Source organism: Streptomyces sclerotialus (genome assembly GCF_040907265.1).
GTDB classification, from domain to species: domain Bacteria; phylum Actinomycetota; class Actinomycetes; order Streptomycetales; family Streptomycetaceae; genus Streptomyces; species Streptomyces sclerotialus.
Map to the genome: position 1 here is coordinate 6254193 of NZ_JBFOHP010000002.1, position 17360 is coordinate 6271552.

The 17360-nt window shown below is 69.4% G+C and carries 12 protein-coding genes; 10 read left to right on the forward strand and 2 right to left on the reverse strand.

Going from position 1 to position 17360, the window contains the following annotated elements:
* Positions 1–36: 36 nt before the first annotated feature.
* Complete coding sequence (locus tag AAC944_RS27640; protein WP_030622485.1) at positions 37–3423, reverse strand: GH92 family glycosyl hydrolase; 3387 nt, start codon at positions 3421–3423, stop codon at positions 37–39.
* A gap of 413 nt (positions 3424–3836) precedes the next feature.
* Between AAC944_RS27640 and ngcE the strand changes: the two genes are divergently transcribed.
* From ngcE to AAC944_RS27685, 9 genes are all read left to right on the forward strand, one after another.
* Entirely contained in the window at positions 3837–5279 is a 1443-nt protein-coding gene (gene ngcE, locus AAC944_RS27645) for an N-acetylglucosamine/diacetylchitobiose ABC transporter substrate-binding protein (RefSeq protein WP_030622483.1), read from the forward strand.
* Between the two features lie 61 nt (positions 5280–5340).
* Positions 5341–6264: a carbohydrate ABC transporter permease gene (locus AAC944_RS27650; RefSeq protein WP_030622481.1), complete on the forward strand. Its 924-nt coding sequence runs from the start codon at positions 5341–5343 to the stop codon at positions 6262–6264.
* Positions 6264–7244, forward strand: a complete 981-nt coding sequence (locus tag AAC944_RS27655) for a carbohydrate ABC transporter permease (RefSeq protein ID WP_030622479.1) — start codon at positions 6264–6266, stop codon at positions 7242–7244. The genes AAC944_RS27650 and AAC944_RS27655 overlap by 1 nt, the downstream gene beginning before the upstream one ends.
* Before the next feature lie 254 nt (positions 7245–7498).
* A complete protein-coding gene (locus AAC944_RS27660) occupies positions 7499–8698 on the forward strand; it encodes an ROK family transcriptional regulator (RefSeq protein WP_030622477.1) in 1200 nt (399 codons plus the stop codon).
* Between the two features lie 171 nt (positions 8699–8869).
* On the forward strand, positions 8870–9961 hold the full coding sequence (locus AAC944_RS27665) for a substrate-binding domain-containing protein (RefSeq protein ID WP_030622476.1): 1092 nt from the start codon (positions 8870–8872) through the stop codon (positions 9959–9961).
* A gap of 123 nt (positions 9962–10084) precedes the next feature.
* Entirely contained in the window at positions 10085–10888 is an 804-nt protein-coding gene (locus AAC944_RS27670) for an ATP-binding cassette domain-containing protein (RefSeq protein WP_030261182.1), read from the forward strand.
* On the forward strand, positions 10885–12186 hold the full coding sequence (locus AAC944_RS27675; protein WP_030622473.1) for a sugar ABC transporter permease: 1302 nt from the start codon (positions 10885–10887) through the stop codon (positions 12184–12186). The genes AAC944_RS27670 and AAC944_RS27675 overlap by 4 nt, the downstream gene beginning before the upstream one ends.
* 238 nt (positions 12187–12424) lie before the next feature.
* On the forward strand, positions 12425–14413 hold the full coding sequence (gene dxs, locus AAC944_RS27680; RefSeq protein WP_078888899.1) for a 1-deoxy-D-xylulose-5-phosphate synthase: 1989 nt from the start codon (positions 12425–12427) through the stop codon (positions 14411–14413).
* A gap of 168 nt (positions 14414–14581) precedes the next feature.
* Positions 14582–16084, forward strand: a complete 1503-nt coding sequence (locus tag AAC944_RS27685) for an amino acid permease (protein ID WP_030622469.1) — start codon at positions 14582–14584, stop codon at positions 16082–16084.
* A 7-nt stretch (positions 16085–16091) separates the two neighbouring features.
* On the opposite strand, the gene AAC944_RS27690 is transcribed toward AAC944_RS27685, so the two are convergent.
* Positions 16092–16502 (reverse strand): hypothetical protein, encoded by a 411-nt coding sequence (locus AAC944_RS27690; RefSeq protein ID WP_030622467.1) that lies wholly within the window; start codon positions 16500–16502, stop codon positions 16092–16094.
* A 100-nt stretch (positions 16503–16602) separates the two neighbouring features.
* Between AAC944_RS27690 and AAC944_RS27695 the strand changes: the two genes are divergently transcribed.
* Positions 16603–17352, forward strand: coding sequence for a Clp protease N-terminal domain-containing protein (locus AAC944_RS27695; protein ID WP_030622464.1), 750 nt, complete (start codon positions 16603–16605; stop codon positions 17350–17352).
* Positions 17353–17360: the final 8 nt, after the last annotated feature.

A 17360-nucleotide genomic window follows, 5' to 3' on the forward strand; every position in this document is an offset into this window, starting at 1 on the left:
CTTCCGGCCGGTGCGGCCCTGTGGCGCGGCGCGGGGTCAGGAGAGCAGTTCGACCTCGGCGAGAGTGGCCCGGCCGCTCGGGACCAGACGGTAGTGCCGGTACGTGCCCGGATGCCCGACCGAGAAGACGCGGGTCTGCTTGTCCCACGTGAAGCTCTCGGCGGAACGGCGGTCCACGGTGGTCCACCGCCGGCCGTCACGGGAGCCCTCCAGCACCCATCCGTCCGGCGCGTCGGCCCTGGCCGCCGAGGTCAGCGTGTACGAGGTGACGCGGGACGCCTCCGTGAGGTCGGCGGCCGCCGTCCCGAAGGACGCCGACGTGTCCGAGGTGTTGTCGAAGAGCGCCGAGCCGTCCGGTGCGGTGACGTCACCGGCCGGGGCGGGCACCGCGTCGCCCTTGGTGATCGACGTCGGGGCCGCGTGCGCGCCGGTGCCCCAGCGGGACGGCTCCGGGCCCATGGCGAAGTCGAGCGTGCCGCCGCGGGCGAGTACGGAGTGCGGCAGCGCCGTCGAGTTCCACGGCTTGCCGTTGACCTTCACGCCCTGCACGTAGACGTTCCGCGCGCTGTTCTTCGGCGCCCTGATGACCAGGTCACGGCCGTTCTCCAGGTGGACGGTGGCCTTCGTGAAGAGCGGTGAACCGATCGCGTACTCCGGCTGACCCATCACCAGCGGGTAGAAACCGAGGGCGCTGAAGACGTACCAGGCGGACATCTCGCCGTTGTCCTCGTCACCCGGATAGCCCTGGCCGATCTCGCTGCCGAGGTAGAGCCGGGACAGCACCTCGCGGACCTTCTCCTGGGTCTTCCACGGCTGCCCGGCCGCGTCGTAGGCGTACGCGATGTGGTGCGAGGGCTGGTTGCTGTGGCCGTACATGCCCATCCGGGTGTCGCGGGCCTCCGTCATCTCGTGGATCACGTTGCCGTAGCTGCCCGCGAACTCCTTGGTACCGGTCTCGGGCGTGGCGAAGTAGGTGTCGAGCTTCTTCGCCAGGCCCGCCCGGCCGCCGTAGAGGTTGGCGAGCCCCTTCAGGTCCTGCGGGGCCGTGAAGGCGAAGGACCAGCCGTTGGTCTCGGTGTAGTCGTGGCCCCAGACGCGCGGGTCGTACGCGTCCGGCGACAGCCGCCAGTTGCCCTTCTCGTCCTTGCCCTGGAAGAAGCCGACCTGGTCGTCGAAGAGCTTGACGTAGTCCCGGGCGCGGTTCAGGAAGTACGCCGACTCCTCCTTGTAGCGCTTCTCGTGGGTCTTCTCGTACAGCGCCTGGCCCATCCGGGCGATGCCGAAGTCGTTGAGGTAGCCCTCCAGGGCCCAGGACAGGCCTTCCTTGGTCTTCGTCGAGGTGTAGCCGAGGAAGGGGGAGGTGTTCATGCCCTTGCGGCCGACGCCCGAGCTGGGCGGGGCGACCGTGGCGTTCTTCAGCGCCGCCTCGTACGCCGCCTTCGCGTCGAAGCGCACCCCCTTGGCGTAGGCGTCGGCGAACGCCACGTCGGAGCTGGTGCCGGTCATCAGGTCCGCGTAGCCGGGGGAGGACCAGCGGGAGATCCAGCCGCCGTCCTTGTACTGCTGGACGAAGCCGTCGACCATCTTCCCGGCCCGCTCCGGGGTGAGGAAGGAGTACGCGGGCCAGGTGGTCCGGTAGGTGTCCCAGAAGCCGTTGTTGACGTGGACCTGGCCGTCGACGATCTTCGAGCCGGTGTGCGTGGGGGTGTCGGGACCGGTCGCGGGGGAGAAGGGGCTGGCGTAGCGGACCTTGCCGCCGACCTTCTCCGAACCGGAGTTGGGGTAGAGGTAGAGCCGGTAAAGGCTGGAGTACAGGGTGGTGAGCTGGTCACGGCTCGCGCCCTCGACCTCGATGCGGCCGAGGATGTCGTCCCACTGCGCGCGGGCCCGGTCCCGGACGGAGGCGAACGAGGCGTCCGCCGCGATCTCCTGGCGGAGGTTGTCCTTCGCCTGGTCCACGCTGATGAGCGAGGTGGCGATGCGCATCGTGACCGTACGGTCGGCACCGGGCGCGAACCGCAGATAGCCGGTCACGTCGGCGCCGCCGCCTCCGGAGAGCTTGCCGCCGGCGGTGACCGGCGCGTCGAAGACCGCGTACACGAACATCCGGGTGGCGCCGGTGGACAGCCCGCTCTTGACGTCGGAAAAGCCGGTGACCACGCCGTTCTCGGTGTCGAGCGTCAGCCCGCCCTTGTTGTTGACGTTGTCGAAGATCAGGCTCGCGTCCGCACCGGGAAAGGTGAACCGCATCATCGCGGCGTGGTCGGTGGGAGCGATCTCGGTCTTCAGCCCGTTGTCGAAGGTGACGCTGTAGTGGTGCGGCTTCGCCGTCTCACGGGAGTGGTGGAAGGGGAGCGCGCGGGCGGTGCGGGAGGCGTCGGGGGTGCCGCTCGCGGCGGACGGCATCACCTGGAAGGTCTGCCGGTCGCCCATCCAGGGGCTGGGCTCGTGGCTGGCGCTGAAGGCCTGCAGGGTCGGCAGGTTGTCGGCGTTGTTCTTGCGCGCGTACTCGTAAAGCCAGTCCTGCGAGCCGGCGTTGGTCACCGGCGTCCAGAAGTTGAAGCCGTTGGGGACGGCGGTCGCGGGGAAGGTGTTGCCGCGGGAGAAGCTGCCGCTGGAGTGCGTGCCGCGGACGGTCGAGACGTGGTCGGCGAGGTGTGCGAGGGGCTCCTCGGGCTTCGCGGGCGCCAGCGACACATCGTCCAGCCAGCCGCGGAAGTCACCGGTGCCCCGGGGCGCGTCGTACGCGAGGAGGACGCGGTCGACCGTCTTCCCGGCGGCCACCGCTCCGATCCGTGCGGTCCTGTCGTTCCACTGATTGACGTAGAGGGTCTTGGCCGCGCCCTGGCCCTGCGGGGTCAGCGGGGCGCCGCTCGCGTCGGCCGGCTTCAGGTCGCTGAGGTAACTGCCGTCGGTGAAGGCGAGGTCGACGGAGACCTGGGTGGCGCGGTAGTCACGCGCGGATCCGGCCATTTCGGGGAAGAGCTTGTAGGAGAGAACGGTGTCAGGTCCGACCGTGACGTCCACGTCGAAGAGCTTGTTGTACGCGTAGCCGTGGCCCTCGGCGGTGTGGGTGCCGCCGTAACGCAGCGCGCGGGTCCCCGTGAAGCCGGCGTTCTGCTTCGCGGTGGGGGAGTCGGTGGGGCCGGTGTCGACGCGGCTGGTCATGCCGGGTGCCGGGCCGCTCTCGGGGCGGACTCCGGAGGACTTCGGGGTGCCGCTGGGGGTGGTCTCGACGGTGTCGCGCCAGTCCGGCGCGGGCTCACCCGATTCGAAGGACGAGCTGAATTCCTGTGCCGCTTCGGGGGATGCGGGTGGGGCGGAGGGGGCGGCCACTGCCGCGCCCTGGGCCGTCACGATCAGGAGGGCGGCCGCCGCCAGGGCGGCGGGGCGGTTGATCCCACGCAGGTGTCTGAGCCGCACGCGAGCTTCTCCACTCTTCCGGCATCGTCTGCTGACATCGTTGTCATATCTGCGGTGCAGAGATAACCAACAGCCGTGCGGCCTTTGGTGTCAAGGGAGCCGGATGAGGTGGCGGAAATGTTGCCCGCCTCTTCCGTGCATGCCGGGGAGGTCTCAACTCGGGAAAGACTGGCGGCAAAAGCTGCTTTCGATCTTGCCCCGCTCGCGTGAAGTGGACTATACCTGTCGGCGTCCGAATGGCTGTGCGCTTCGAGCCGTCCGGATCCGGGGGACTTCAGCGGGGACCACACGTTTTCCCTGCGTATCTCTAGCGCACCCGGTGCACATCCCGTACAACTCAGCTGCATCTGACCCGCGGTGCCGGGGTGGCTCCGGTACACCGCCTGAGTCCTGGAGAAGGCGAGGACTTGAGCATGGGATCCACCTCAGAAACCAGCCGTCGCGATCTGATCAAGCGGTCCGTGGCGCTCGGAGTGTTCGCCGTTCCGACGATGGGCGTGCTCGCGTCGTGCGCGAGCGGCGGTGACAGCGGCGGCGGTGACAAGGTAGAGAAGGGCACCAAGTCCGCGAAGAACCCGCTCGCCGTCAATGACAGCGCGCCGTTGGACGTGGTCATCTTCGACGGCGGTTTCGGTGAGAAATACGCCAAGGACGCCGAGGCCCTGTACGTGGCCGCTTATCCCAAGACCAAGGGCAAGATCAAGCACGCCTCCACGCAGAAGATCCAGTCCACCCTGCAGCCCCGTTTCAACGGCGGCAACCCGCCGGACCTGGTCGACAACTCCGGTGCGGAACAGATGGACTTCAGCACCCTCGTCGGCAAGGACCAGCTGACGGACCTGACGCCGCTGCTCGACGCGCCGTCGATCGACGACCCGAAGAAGAAGGTCCGCGACACGCTGCGGCCCGGCGTCGTGGAGATGGGGCAGTTCGGCGGCTCGGAGATCCTGACGCTCTACTACGCCTACACGGTCTACGGCGTGTGGTACTCCAGGACCAACCTCAAGAAGCTGGACGCGGAGTACCCCGAGACCTGGGACGACATGCTCGCGCTCTGCGCGAAGGCGAAGAAGAAGGGCGTCGCGGGCTGGACGTACCCCGGCAAGTACCCGTACTACGTGCCGTTCAGCCTCTACCCCTTCATCGCGAAGATCGGCGGCTCCGAGGTGCTGCGCCGGATCGACAACCTGGAGCCGGGGGCCTGGAAGGACCCCGCGGTCCGCGCCGCGTTCGAGGCGTACTACGAGCTCTACAAGAAGGGGTACATCCTCCAGGGCAGCCCGGGCCTGGACCACCTCCAGTCGCAGAAGGCGTGGGCCGAGGGCAAGGCGCTGTTCATCCCCAACGGCTCCTGGGTGGAGAACGAGTCCGGCAAGCAGATCGACAAGGCCGGCGACTTCGACCTCGCCGTGGGTGCCCCCTCCGGCCTCGACTCCTCCGACAAGATGCCGTTCGGCACCCTGTGGGCGTCCGGCGGCGAGCCGTTCATCGTGCCCAAGCAGGCGAACAACCCCGAGGGCGGCATGGAGCTGCTGCGCATCATGCTCGGGGAGAAGGCGTCCAAGAACTTCACCAAGCAGGTCTCCTCGCTCACCTCGCTGAACGGCGGGACCGAGGGGCTGACGCTCCCGCCGGGCCTGTCGTCCGCGCAGGCGGCCCTGGAGAAGGCGGGCAAGAACGTCCTCAACCCGCGCCTCCAGGACTGGTACGTGGCCCTGCAGAAGGAGAAGATCGGCGTCGGCTGCATCGGCGAGATGATGGCCGGCCGGATGACGCCCGCGGAGGCCATCAACAAGATCCAGAAGTACGCGGACGAGACCCGGAAGGACGCCAGCATCAAGAAGTACAAGCGCTGACCGACGAATTCGCTGTGTCACCAGCGGCAGCCGCCGCAGGATAAGAACGGAATCGTACGTCATGCAGCACGGTAAATACCGTTTCATCGCCGGGTTCCTGGTCCTTCCGCTGGCCATCTACGCGGTCTTCGTGATCTCCCCGTTCGTGCAGGCCATCTATTACTCCTTCACGGACTGGACGGGTCTGAGCCCCGATTTCGAGATGGTCGGGATCGACAACTACACGCGGCTTTTCCAGGACGGCGTGTTCTGGGCGGCCGTGGGCAACAGCGTGACCCTGCTGGTGCTGCTGCCGGTGGTGACGATTTCGCTCGCGCTGTTCTTCGCGTTCATGCTCAACGTCGGTGGCCGCCGCACGAAGAAGGCGGTCATCGGCGGGGTGCGCGGTTCGGGCGCGTACAAGATTCTCTATTTCTTCCCGCAGGTGCTGTCGGTGCCGATCGTCGCCCTGCTGTTCCAGTTCGCGTACAACCCGGAGAGCGGCGCGCTCAACTCCTTCTTCTCCGCCGTCGGTCTGGACGGTGTCCGGCCCAACTGGCTGGGCGACCCGCAGCTCGCGCTGTGGTGCGTCATGGCGGCGATGGTGTGGGCCAACGTCGGCTTCTACGTCGTCCTCTTCTCCGCCGGGATGAGCTCCATCCCGAAGGACTTCTACGAGGCCGCGCTGCTGGACGGCGCGGGCCGCGCGAACACGTTCTTCCGCATCACCCTGCCGCTGCTCTGGGACACCGTGCAGACCGGCTGGATCTACATGGGAATCCTGGCCCTGGACGTGTCGGCCTTCGCGTTCGTGCAGATCATGAGCGTCGGCCCGGGCGGCCCGGACTACTCGACGGAAGTACTGCCGCTGTACGTCTACCAGAAGACCTTCCGTGACGGTCAGGCCGGCTACGCCACCGCGATCGGCGTCTCGCTGCTCATCGTCACCCTGATCTTCGCGGCCGTCGTCATGCGGCTGGGCCGTCGAGAGCGACTGGAGTTCTGATGACCGCACAGACCGATCCCCCCGAGCTCCAGGGCGTCACGAAGGGCGCAGCGCCGGGCGTCGCGCGGGCCGGCGGTACGGGAGCGGGCGGCGCGGCCGCGCCGGAGCCGCACGTCGCCGCCGACGGCCGGGGCCCCCGGCGGAACGGCGGCGAGGGCGGCGTACTGAACGTCTTCTCGCACGGTGTGCTGGTCATCTGGGGCGTCCTCGTCACCATGCCGCTGCTGTGGGCGGTGGTCAGCTCCTTCAAGGACGACACGGAGATCTTCGGCTCCCCCTGGGGGCTGCCCTCCGCGCTGCACTTCGAGAACTGGGCGCGGGCCTGGGAAAAGGCCAACATGGCCCAGTACTTCGCGAACTCGCTGATCGTGGTGGGCGGTTCGCTGGTCGGCACGATGCTGCTCGGCTCGATGGCCGCGTACGTCCTCGCCCGGTTCGAGTTCCGCGGCAACCGCTTCATCTACTTCCTGTTCGTCGGCGGCATGGGCTTCCCCGTGATCCTCGCGCTGGTGCCGCTGTTCTTCGTCATGAAGAACATGGCGCTGCTGGACACGTACCACGGCCTGATCCTGGTCTACATCGCCTATTCGCTGCCGTTCACCGTCTTCTTCCTGAGCGGCTTCTTCCGCACGCTGCCGTCGTCGGTGGCGGAGGCCGCGCTCATCGACGGGGCCTCGCACGCCAGGACCTTCTTCCAGGTGATGCTGCCGATGGCCAAGCCCGGCCTGATCAGTGTCGGCATCTTCAACTTCCTGGGGCAGTGGAACCAGTACCTGCTGCCCACGGTCCTCAACGTCGGCGACCCCGACAAGAAGGTGCTGACCCAGGGTCTGGTCGCGCTGGCGGTCAGCCAGGGCTACAAGGGTGACTGGTCGGGGCTGTTCGCGGGCCTGACCATCGCCATGCTGCCGGTGCTCGCGGCGTACATCATCTTCCAGCGCCAGGTGGTCGCGGGTCTGACCGCGGGGGCGGTGAAGTAGCGGGCCGGCCGTCCGTCCGGACCTTCGAGGGCCTTCCGCCGCCGGCGCGCGGCGGGAGGCCCCTGGGCGTGTCCACGCGGAGGGTCGGCCGTCGTGCGTGGATATACGCCCTCCTGCGGTCGAGGACTTGACGGGAGCGGACCCGGGCAGCTCAGCTTAGATTCACATGTTGGAGACAAGCCGGGCCCCGTTGACGCGGCCCGGCCGGCGGGCGGTCGTCGTGCCGCCCGCGGCAGGCGGGAGTGGATGAGTCGATGGAGACTCCGGGGTCGCAGTCCTCGCTGCACCGGGCCAATCTTGAGCGGGTCGTGCGCGCCGTACGGATGGCGGGATCGCTCACCCAGGCGGAGATCGCCCGGACCACAGGGCTGTCGGCGGCCACGGTCTCCAACATCGTGCGGGAACTGAAGGACGGCGGCACCGTCGAGGTCACGCCCACCTCCGCGGGCGGCCGCCGGGCCCGCAGCGTCTCCCTCTCCGGCGACGCCGGGGTCGTGGTCGGCGTCGACTTCGGCCATTCGCACCTGCGGGTCGCGGTCGGCAACCTCGCGCACCAGGTGCTCGCCGAGGAGTCCGAGCCGATCGACGTGGACGCCTCCGCCGCAGAGGGCTTCGACCGGGCCGAGCAGCTCGTCAGCCGGCTGGTGGAGACCACCGGCATCGACCGGTCCAAGGTCGTCGGGGTGGGCCTCGGCGTACCGGGCCCGATCGACGTGGTCTCCGGGACGCTCGGCTCGACCGCGATCCTGCCGGGCTGGACCGGCACGAACCCCGGCGAGGAGCTGTCGGACCGGCTCGGCGTGCCCGTGCACGTCGACAACGACGCCAACCTCGGCGCGCTCGGCGAGCTGGTGTGGGGCGCCGGGCGGGGCGCCGCCGACCTCGCGTACATCAAGGTGGCCAGCGGCGTCGGCGCCGGGCTGGTGATCAGCGGGCAGATCTACCGCGGCCCGGGCGGCACGGCGGGCGAGATCGGGCACATCACGCTGGACGAGTCGGGGCCGGTGTGCCGCTGCGGCAACCGCGGCTGCCTGGAGACCTTCGCCTCGGCCCGGTACGTGCTGCCGTTGCTCCAGCCGGCCCACGGCCCGGATCTGACCATGCCGGGCGTCGTCCAGCTGGCCCGCGAGGGCGACCCGGGCTGCCGCCGGGTGATCGCGGACGTCGGCCGGCACATCGGCAGCGGCGTGGCGAACCTGTGCAACCTGCTGAACCCCAGCCGGGTGGTGCTCGGCGGGGACCTCGCCGAGGCCGGGGAGCTGGTGCTGGCGCCGATACGGGAGTCGGTGTCCCGGTACGCCATTCCGAGCGCGGCGCGGCAGCTGAGCGTCGTACCGGGCACGCTGGGCGGCCGGGCCGAGGTACTGGGCGCGCTGGCGCTGGTGCTCAGCGAGATGGGGGACTCCACGCTGCTGGACGGTTCGCTCGGCCAGGACACTCCCGCCATTGCCTGAAGCGAACGGGGTGCCTCAGCGCTGCTGAGGCGCACTCTGAGTTCACACAGCTAACGGATGGCACCGTTGTCATCTCGTTAAGGATTTACTCCTTGACGCCCTGCGGGCGGCCGAGTTGACTCCAAGCACCTCGGCCGCAAGGACGCGGCCATGTCAGGGAGGGCCATCCCCATGAACGCATTTGTGCGTCGCGTCGTCATAGCCACCACCGCGGTCTCCATGGCCGCGACCGTGGCCGCCTGCGGCAAGGCCGGCAGTGGCGGAGACGACGGTGGTGACAACAAGACCATCGGTCTGTTGCTGCCGGAGAACAAGACCACGCGCTACGAGACCTTCGACCGCCCCTTCATCGAGCAGAAGATCGAAGAGCTCTGCTCGGACTGCGTCGTGAAGTACAACAACGCCGCGCAGGAGACCGAGACCCAGAAGAAGCAGTTCGACGCGCTGATCACGCAGGGCGTCAAGGTCATCATCCTGGACGCGGTCGATTACAAGGCCACCAAGTCCTGGGTGAACCAGGCCGCCAAGAAGGGCGTGCAGGTCGTCGCGTACGACCGCCTCGCCGAGGGCGACATTTCGGCATACGTCTCCTACGACAACGAGAAGATCGGCCGCCTCCAGGGCGAGGGCCTGGTCAAGGCCCTGGGCAGCGACGCCAAGGACGCCAACGTTGTCATGATCAACGGTTCGCCGACCGACCCGAACGCCCCCTTCTTCAAGAAGGGTGCGCACGCCGTCCTCGACAAGCAGGTCAAGAAGGTCGTCTACGAGCAGGACATCCCGGACTGGTCGCCGGACGAGGCCAACAAGAAGATGAACTCGGCGATCGACGCGGTCGGCAAGGACGGCTTCCAGGGCGTCTACTCCGCCAACGACGGCATGGCCGGCGGCATCATCACCGCGCTGAAGCAGCGCAAGGTCGACGTCCCGGTCGGCGGCCAGGACGCCGAGCTGGCCGGTCTGCAGCGGATCCTGAAGGGCGAGCAGGCCTTCACCGTCTACAAGCAGATCAAGCCGCAGGCCGAGACCACCGCCGAGGTCGCCGTCAAGCTCCTCAAGGGCGAGAAGCTCGGCTCCGTCACCCCCGACAAGGTCGACAGCCTCAGCGGTGACGTCAAGGGCATCCCCGCGAAGCTGTACGACGCGGAGATCGTGACCAAGGACGACATCAAGGACACGATCATCAAGGACAAGGTCTACAAGGCCAGCCAGATCTGCACCGCGGACTACAAGAAGGCCTGCGAGGAAGCCGGCATCAAGTAGCCCCCTCGGGCGGCCCGCGCACGGACGGTGCGCGCCCGCCCCGGCCGCGGCCCGCGCTCCGAGAGGCGCGGGCCGCCAGGCAGCCTCGTACGCACCATTCCCGCCCGACAGGCGGCGAAGGAGATGATTCACGTGTCCGCTGCGCCCGTGCTGGCGTTGCGCTCGGTCTCCAAGCGGTTCGGCGCCGTCCAGGCGCTCACGGACGTCACGCTGGAGATCGAAGCCGGTGAGGTGGTCGCCCTGGTCGGCGACAACGGCGCCGGCAAGTCGACCCTCGTCAAGACCATCGCCGGGGTCCACCCCATCGACGAAGGCACCATCGAGTGGGAAGGGCGCCCGGTCCGCATCAACCGGCCGCACGACGCCCAGGAGCTCGGCGTCGCCACCGTCTACCAGGACCTCGCGCTCTGCGACAACCTCGACGTGGTCGCCAACCTCTTCCTCGGCAGCGAGCTGCGCCGCGCCTCCGTCCTGGACGAGATCGCCATGGAGAAGCGCGCCAAGGAGCTGCTGGACACCCTGTCCATCCGCATCCCCAGCGTCCGCATCCCCGTCGCGGCGCTCTCCGGCGGCCAGCGCCAGGTCGTCGCCATCGCCCGCGCGCTGATCGGCGACCCCAAGGTCGTCATCCTCGACGAGCCCACCGCGGCGCTCGGCGTCGAGCAGACCGCGCAGGTCCTCGACCTCGTCGAGCGGCTCCGCGAGCGCGGCCACGGCGTGATCCTGATCAGCCACAACATGGCCGACGTACAGGCCGTCGCGGACCGCGTCGCGGTGCTGCGCCTCGGCCGCAACAACGGCGTCTTCCCCGTGGCGGACACCTCCCACGAAGAGATCATTGCCGCGATCACCGGCGCCTCGGACAACGCCGTCACCCGCCGCAAGGCGCGTACGGACCAGGTGAAGAAGGAGCAGGGCGCGTCATGAGCAGCGACCTCACCAAGAGCGCGGCGGGCGCCCCGGCGGAGCAGCCGGTGGAGAAGAGCGCCGTACCGGCCGCCGCCGTCGACCCCCGCCTGCTCGTCCGCGAGCAGGGCTTCAAGGGCTACTGGACCGACTTCACCCGGCGGATGCGCGGCGGCGAGCTGGGGTCGCTGCCGGTCGTCCTCGGTCTGATCGTCATCGCGGTCATCTTCCAGCTCCAGACCAGCAGCTTCCTGTCGGCCGGCTCCCTCGCCAACATCGGGGTCTACACCTCCGGCCTCGGCATCATGGCCGTCGGCATCGTCTTCGTCCTGCTGCTGGGGGAGATCGACCTCTCGGTCGGCTCGGTGGCCGGTGTGGGCGCCGCGGTCTGGGCCGTGCTCAGCGTCACCAACGGCCTGAACGACTGGCTGTCCGTACTGATCGCCCTCGCCTGCGGGCTGCTCATCGGCGCGCTGCACGGCTTCTTCTTCGCCAAGATCGGCGTGCCCGCCTTCGTGGTCACCCTGGCCGGCTTCCTCGGCTGGAGCGGCCTGCAGATCTGGCTGATGGGCAGTGAAGGCTCCATCAACACGCCGGACGACAGCCTGGTCGCCTACCTCACCGGCTACTACTTCGAGGACAAGGCCGCGGCGTACGGCCTGGCGCTGGTCGCCGTCCTGGCGTACGCGGGCTCGCTGCTGCTGGACACCAAGCGGCGCAAGGCCGCCGGGCTGCCCTCGCGGCCGCTGAGCGAGGTGGGGCTGCGCACCGCCGTGGTCGCGGTGATCGCCTTCGTCGTCGCGTACGTGCTGAACGAGCCGGCGGGCGCGCGCGGCCTGCCGCTGGCCCTCGTGCTCTTCCTGGCCGTCCTGGTGATCGCCGACTTCGTGGTCCGCCGGACCGGCTACGGCCGGCAGATCTTCGCGGTCGGCGGCAACGCGGAGGCGGCCCGCCGGGCCGGCATCAACGTCGACAAGGTCCGGATCACGGTCTTCGCGATCTCCGGGATGCTCGCCGTGTTCGGCGGGCTCTTCATCGCCAGCCTGCAGGGCGGTGCCACGAAGAACCTCGGCGCGGGCAACACGCTCATGAACGTGATCGCCGCGGCGGTCATCGGCGGTACCAGCCTCTTCGGCGGCCGCGGCAAGATCTGGTCGGCGCTGCTGGGCATGCTGGTCATCCAGTCCATCCAGCAGGGGCTGAACCTGCTGGGCATGGCCAGCGAGATCCAGTTCATGATCACGGGTGCGGTGCTGCTGGCCGCCGTCGTGATCGACTCGGTCTCCCGCCGGACCCAGAAGACGGCCGGCCGCACGTAACAGCTCTGCCACGGAATCGGACACGCACGGGCCCCCGGAGGGCCCGTGCGTGTCCCTTCCGTCCGCCCGTAACGGCCCTGCCAGGCATGACGTGTCCGGCGGGGCCGTACGGGTGATATAGATCGCACGGGCCGCGCATCGGTGCGCGGAGCGGAACATTAGACTCGACTGATCGGCAAGCTCGATCAAGCTCGAACCGGCGACGGGTTCGAACAACGCTCGAATGCAAGGAGGCACAGTGGACAAGGTGCCGCGCGCAGCGCGTCATGCTGGGGCGGTGGCGGGTGACGGGCGGGACCTGCTGACCCGCATCAGGGGACCGCGCGATCTGGACCGGCTGGGCCCGGAGCAGCTGGAGCAGCTCGCGGGAGAGATCCGTACGTTCCTTGTCGACGCCGTCTCCAAGACCGGCGGACACCTCGGCCCGAACCTCGGCGTGGTCGAGCTGACCATCGCCCTGCACCGCGTCTTCGAGTCGCCCAAGGACAAGGTCCTCTTCGACACCGGGCACCAGTCCTACGTCCACAAGCTGCTCACCGGGCGCCAGGACTTCGGCAAGCTGCGGGCCAAGGGCGGCCTGTCCGGCTACCCCTCGCGCGCCGAGTCCGAGCACGACGTCATCGAGAACAGCCACGCCTCCACGGTGCTGGGCTGGGCCGACGGCCTCGCCAAGGCCAACCAGGTCCGCGGCAGCGACGACCACGTCGTCGCGGTGATCGGTGACGGCGCGCTGACCGGCGGCATGGCCTGGGAGGCGCTGAACAACATCGCGGTCGCCAAGGACCGCCCGCTGGTCATCGTCGTCAACGACAACGAGCGTTCGTACGCGCCGACCATCGGCGGCCTCGCCGACCACCTCGCCACGCTGCGTACGACCGACGGCTACGAGCGCTTCCTCGCCCGCGGCAAGGACCTGCTGGAGCGCACCCCGGTCGTCGGCAAGCCGCTCTACGAGACGCTGCACGGCGCGAAGAAGGGGCTGAAGGACTTCATCGCCCCGCAGGGCATGTTCGAGGACCTGGGACTGAAGTACGTCGGTCCCATCGACGGCCACGATATCGAGGCGCTGGAGTCCGCGCTGCAGCGTGCCAAGCGCTTCGGCGGCCCGGTCATCGTGCACTGCCTCACCGAGAAGGGCCGCGGCTACGAGCCCGCCGAGCAGGACGAGGCCGACCGCTTCCACGGCATCGGTGTGATCCACCCGGACACCGGCCTCCCGGTGTCGGCCTCCGGCGCCGACTGGACCTCCGTCTTCGGTGAGGAGATGGTCAAGCTCGGCCGGGAGCGCGAGGACATCGTCGCGATCACCGCGGCCATGCTCCAGCCGGTCGGCCTGAAGAAGTTCGCCCAGGCCTTCCCCGACCGCATCTACGACGTGGGCATCGCCGAGCAGCACGGCGCGGTCTCCGCCGCCGGCCTGGCCACCGGCGGCCTGCACCCGGTCTTCGCGCTGTACGCCACGTTCCTGAACCGCGCCTTCGACCAGGTCCTGATGGACGTGGCGCTGCACAAGTGCGGCGTCACGTTCGTCCTGGACCGCTCCGGCGTCACCGGCACCGACGGCGCCTCGCACAACGGCATGTGGGACATGTCGATCCTCCAGGTCGTCCCGGGCCTGCGGATCGCCGCGCCGCGCGACGCCGACCAGGTACGCGCCCAGCTGCGGGAGGCCGTCGAGGTCGACGACGCGCCGACCGTGGTGCGCTACTCCAAGGGCGCGGTCGGCCCGGCCGTGGAGGCCGTCGGCCGCATCGGCGGCATGGACGTCCTCCGCGAGAGCTCCGCCGAGCGCCCGGACGTCCTCCTGGTGTCCGTCGGCGCGCTCGCCCCCATGTGCCTGGAGATCGCCGGCCTCCTCGACAAGCAGGGCATCTCCACCACCGTCGTCGACCCGCGCTGGGTCAAGCCGGTCGACGCCGCGCTGCCGGGCCTGGCCGACCGGCACCGCGTCGTGGTCACCGTCGAGGACAACATCCGCTCCGGCGGTGTCGGCTGCGCGGTCGCGCAGGCGCTGCGGGACGCGGGCGTGGACGTGCCGCTGCGTGACTTCGGCATCCCCGAGAAGTTCCTCGACCACGCGTCGCGCAAGGAGATCATGGCGGAGATCGGCCTCACCGCGCCGGACATCGCCCGTCAGGTCACCGGCCTGGTCGCGAAGATCGACGGCCGTTACGAGGACGCCGGGGGCGCCCGTACCGCCGAGCCGGCCCAGGTCGCCCAGGACTGACCCGAGCCCGTGACGGGCCGGTCAGCACTCCGCCGAGTGCTGAGCGGCCCATCGGCATATCGAGTGATCTCGGGCCCGCCCGGGCAAGCCGTTCATGAGCCATTCCGGTAATTACCGAAACTCGGTCAGTCGGTGATTCATGACGGTCGCCCAGGCGGAGGTTCGCACATGAGCAGTTCGTTGCCAGAGCCGGAGGGCCGCCGCCGCGGCCTCTTCCGGACCAAGACGGTCGAGGAGTCGATCCGGGACACGGAGGAGCCCGAGCACGCGCTCAGGAAGTCACTGTCCGCACTGGACCTCACGGTCTTCGGCGTCGGCGTGATCATCGGCACCGGCATCTTCGTCCTCACCGGCAAGATCGCCAAGGAGTCGGCGGGCCCGGCGGTCGCCGTCTCCTTCATCGTCGCCGGTGTGGTCTGCGCGCTGGCAGCGCTGTGCTACGCCGAGTTCGCCTCCACCGTCCCGGTCGCCGGTTCCGCTTACACCTTCTCCTACGCGTCGCTGGGCGAATTCCCCGCCTGGATCATCGGCTGGGACCTGGTCCTGGAACTGGCGCTGGCGTGTGCGGTGGTGTCGGTCGGCTGGTCCGGGTACATCCGCTCGCTGCTCGACACCGCGGGGTTCCACCTCCCGCAGGGACTCTCCGGCACCCATGAGGGGCAGTTCGGGTTCGACCTGCTGGCCTGCATCCTCGTCCTGGTCCTGACGGCCGTCCTGGTCGCCGGCATGAAGCTGTCCTCGCGGGTGACCGCGGTGGTCGTCGGCGTCAAGGTCACCGTCGTGCTGCTCGTCATCATCGTCGGCGCCTTCTTCGTCAACGGCGCCAACTACGAGCCGTTCGTGCCGGAGTCCGTGCCCAGCGAGGGCGGCAGCGGCTGGCAGGCGCCGCTGGCCCAGTTGGTGTTCGGCTTCACCCCGGCGAGCTTCGGCCTGATGGGCGTCTTCGCGGCGGCCGCCGTGGTGTTCTTCGCCTTCATCGGCTTCGACATCGTCGCCACCGCCGCCGAGGAGGCCCGCAACCCGCAGCGCGACGTGCCGCGCGGCATCCTCGGCTCGCTGCTGATCTGCACGGTCCTCTACGTCGCCGTGTCCGTCGTCGTCACCGGCATGCGGAAGTACAGTCAGCTGTCCACGGACGCGCCGCTCGCCGACGCCTTCAAGGACGTGGGGCACCCCTTCTGGGCCGGCCTGATCAGCTTCGGCGCGGCCGTCGGCCTCACTTCCGTCTGCATGATCCTGCTGCTCGGCCAGAGCCGGGTCTTCTTCGCGATGAGCCGCGACGGGCTGCTGCCCCGGGTGTTCTCCACGGTCCACCCGCGCTTCGGCACGCCCTACCGGTCCACGATCGCGCTCGGCGTGGTGGTCGCCGTGGTCGCGGGGTTCACGTCCATCGACGTGCTGGCCGAACTGGTCAACATCGGCACCCTGTTCGCGTTCGTCGTGGTCGCGGTGGGCGTGATCATCCTCCGCCGTACCCGGCCCGACCTGCCGCGTTCCTTCCGTACCCCGCTGGTGCCGCTGGTGCCGGTGCTGTCGGTGCTGGCGTCCCTGTGGCTGATGGTGAACCTGACCGCGGAGACCTGGCTGCGGTTCGCCGTCTGGATGGCCGTCGGCCTCGTCTTCTACTTCGTGTACGGACGGTCGCACAGCCGGATGGGCCGCCGCGACTGACGAGCCCTCAGCCTCGGTACGCCCGGCCGCCGGTGCCGGCCGGGCGTACCGAGCGCGGGCCGGTCACCTGGGCGCCCAGCGCCTCCACCCGGGCGCGCAGCCCGCGGTCGGCCGTCACGACCACGCAGGGCCGTCCGGCGGGCAGCCCGGCGACCAGTTCCACGATGCGGTCGTCGCCGCTGCCGTCGGCCGACTCCACCCGTACGCCCTCGACGCCGGGCACGCCGCGCGCCGCGCCCTCCACGACGAGCACCAGCTCCACGGGCGGATCGGCGATCCCGGGCAGGCCGCTCCCGGCGTACGCCACGAGTCCGTCGCGCAGCCGCTCGGCCGCGCCCCGCCGGTCGTGCCACCAGCCGTCGGGCACCGAGCCGACGACGTTGGCGCCGTCGACGATGAGGGTGGTTGTCGCTGTCATGGGTTCATCGTGGCACCGATGCGGCGGTATGGGCTGCCGTTACGCACCGATCGACAACCCGGGGTTGACGGTAGGGAGATCGTCAACCTATGGTTGACGCATGGCAGATTCCGTGGAACCCGTACGCAGCACGCATCCCGTACGCCTCGACGACCTGATCGAGGCCATCAAGAAGGTGCACACCGACGCCCTCGACCAGCTGACCGACGCGGTCCTCGCCGCCGACCACCTCGGTGACGTGGCCGACCACCTGATCGGCCACTTCGTGGACCAGGCGCGGCGCTCGGGCGCCTCCTGGACGGAGATCGGCAAGAGCATGGGCGTCACCAAGCAGGCGGCCCAGAAGCGCTTCGTCCCGAAGGGTCCCGCGACCTCGGACCTCGACCCGAACGAGGGTTTCGGCCGCTACACCCCGCGCGCCCGCAACGTGATCGTCAGCGCCCAGAACGAGACCAGGGCGGCCGGGCACGCCGAGATCACGACCGGGCACCTGACGCTCGGCCTCCTCGCCGAACCGGAGGGGCTCGCCGTGCGCGCCCTGATCGCCCAGGACGTCACGCCCGAGGCCGTGCGGGAGGCGGTCACCGCCGCGCTGCCGCCGGCCGCCGAGGGCACGCTGCCCGCCCTCATCCCGTTCGACGCCGCGGCGAAGAAGGCCCTGGAGCTGACCTTCCGCGAGGCCCTGCGGCTGGGCCACAACTACGTCGGCACCGAGCACCTGCTGCTCGCCCTGCTGGAACAGGAGGACGGCGACGGCGTCCTGACCCGGCTCGGGGTCACCAAGGAGGCCACCGAGGCGTGGGTCACCGAGGCCCTGGAAGCTCTCATGGCGGCCCGCAAGGCCGAGTGACGGGCCGT

Coding starts and splice junctions, on each gene's coding strand:
- ngcE (WP_030622483.1), top strand. CDS start 3,837: ATGGGATCCACCTCAGAAACCAGCCGTCGCGATCTGATCAAGCGGTCC.
- AAC944_RS27650 (WP_030622481.1), top strand. CDS start 5,341: ATGCAGCACGGTAAATACCGTTTCATCGCCGGGTTCCTGGTCCTTCCG.
- AAC944_RS27655 (WP_030622479.1), top strand. CDS start 6,264: ATGACCGCACAGACCGATCCCCCCGAGCTCCAGGGCGTCACGAAGGGC.
- AAC944_RS27660 (WP_030622477.1), top strand. CDS start 7,499: ATGGAGACTCCGGGGTCGCAGTCCTCGCTGCACCGGGCCAATCTTGAG.
- AAC944_RS27665 (WP_030622476.1), top strand. CDS start 8,870: ATGAACGCATTTGTGCGTCGCGTCGTCATAGCCACCACCGCGGTCTCC.
- AAC944_RS27670 (WP_030261182.1), top strand. CDS start 10,085: ATGATTCACGTGTCCGCTGCGCCCGTGCTGGCGTTGCGCTCGGTCTCC.
- AAC944_RS27675 (WP_030622473.1), top strand. CDS start 10,885: ATGAGCAGCGACCTCACCAAGAGCGCGGCGGGCGCCCCGGCGGAGCAG.
- AAC944_RS27685 (WP_030622469.1), top strand. CDS start 14,582: ATGAGCAGTTCGTTGCCAGAGCCGGAGGGCCGCCGCCGCGGCCTCTTC.
- AAC944_RS27690 (WP_030622467.1), bottom strand. CDS start 16,502: ATGACAGCGACAACCACCCTCATCGTCGACGGCGCCAACGTCGTCGGC.
- AAC944_RS27695 (WP_030622464.1), top strand. CDS start 16,603: ATGGCAGATTCCGTGGAACCCGTACGCAGCACGCATCCCGTACGCCTC.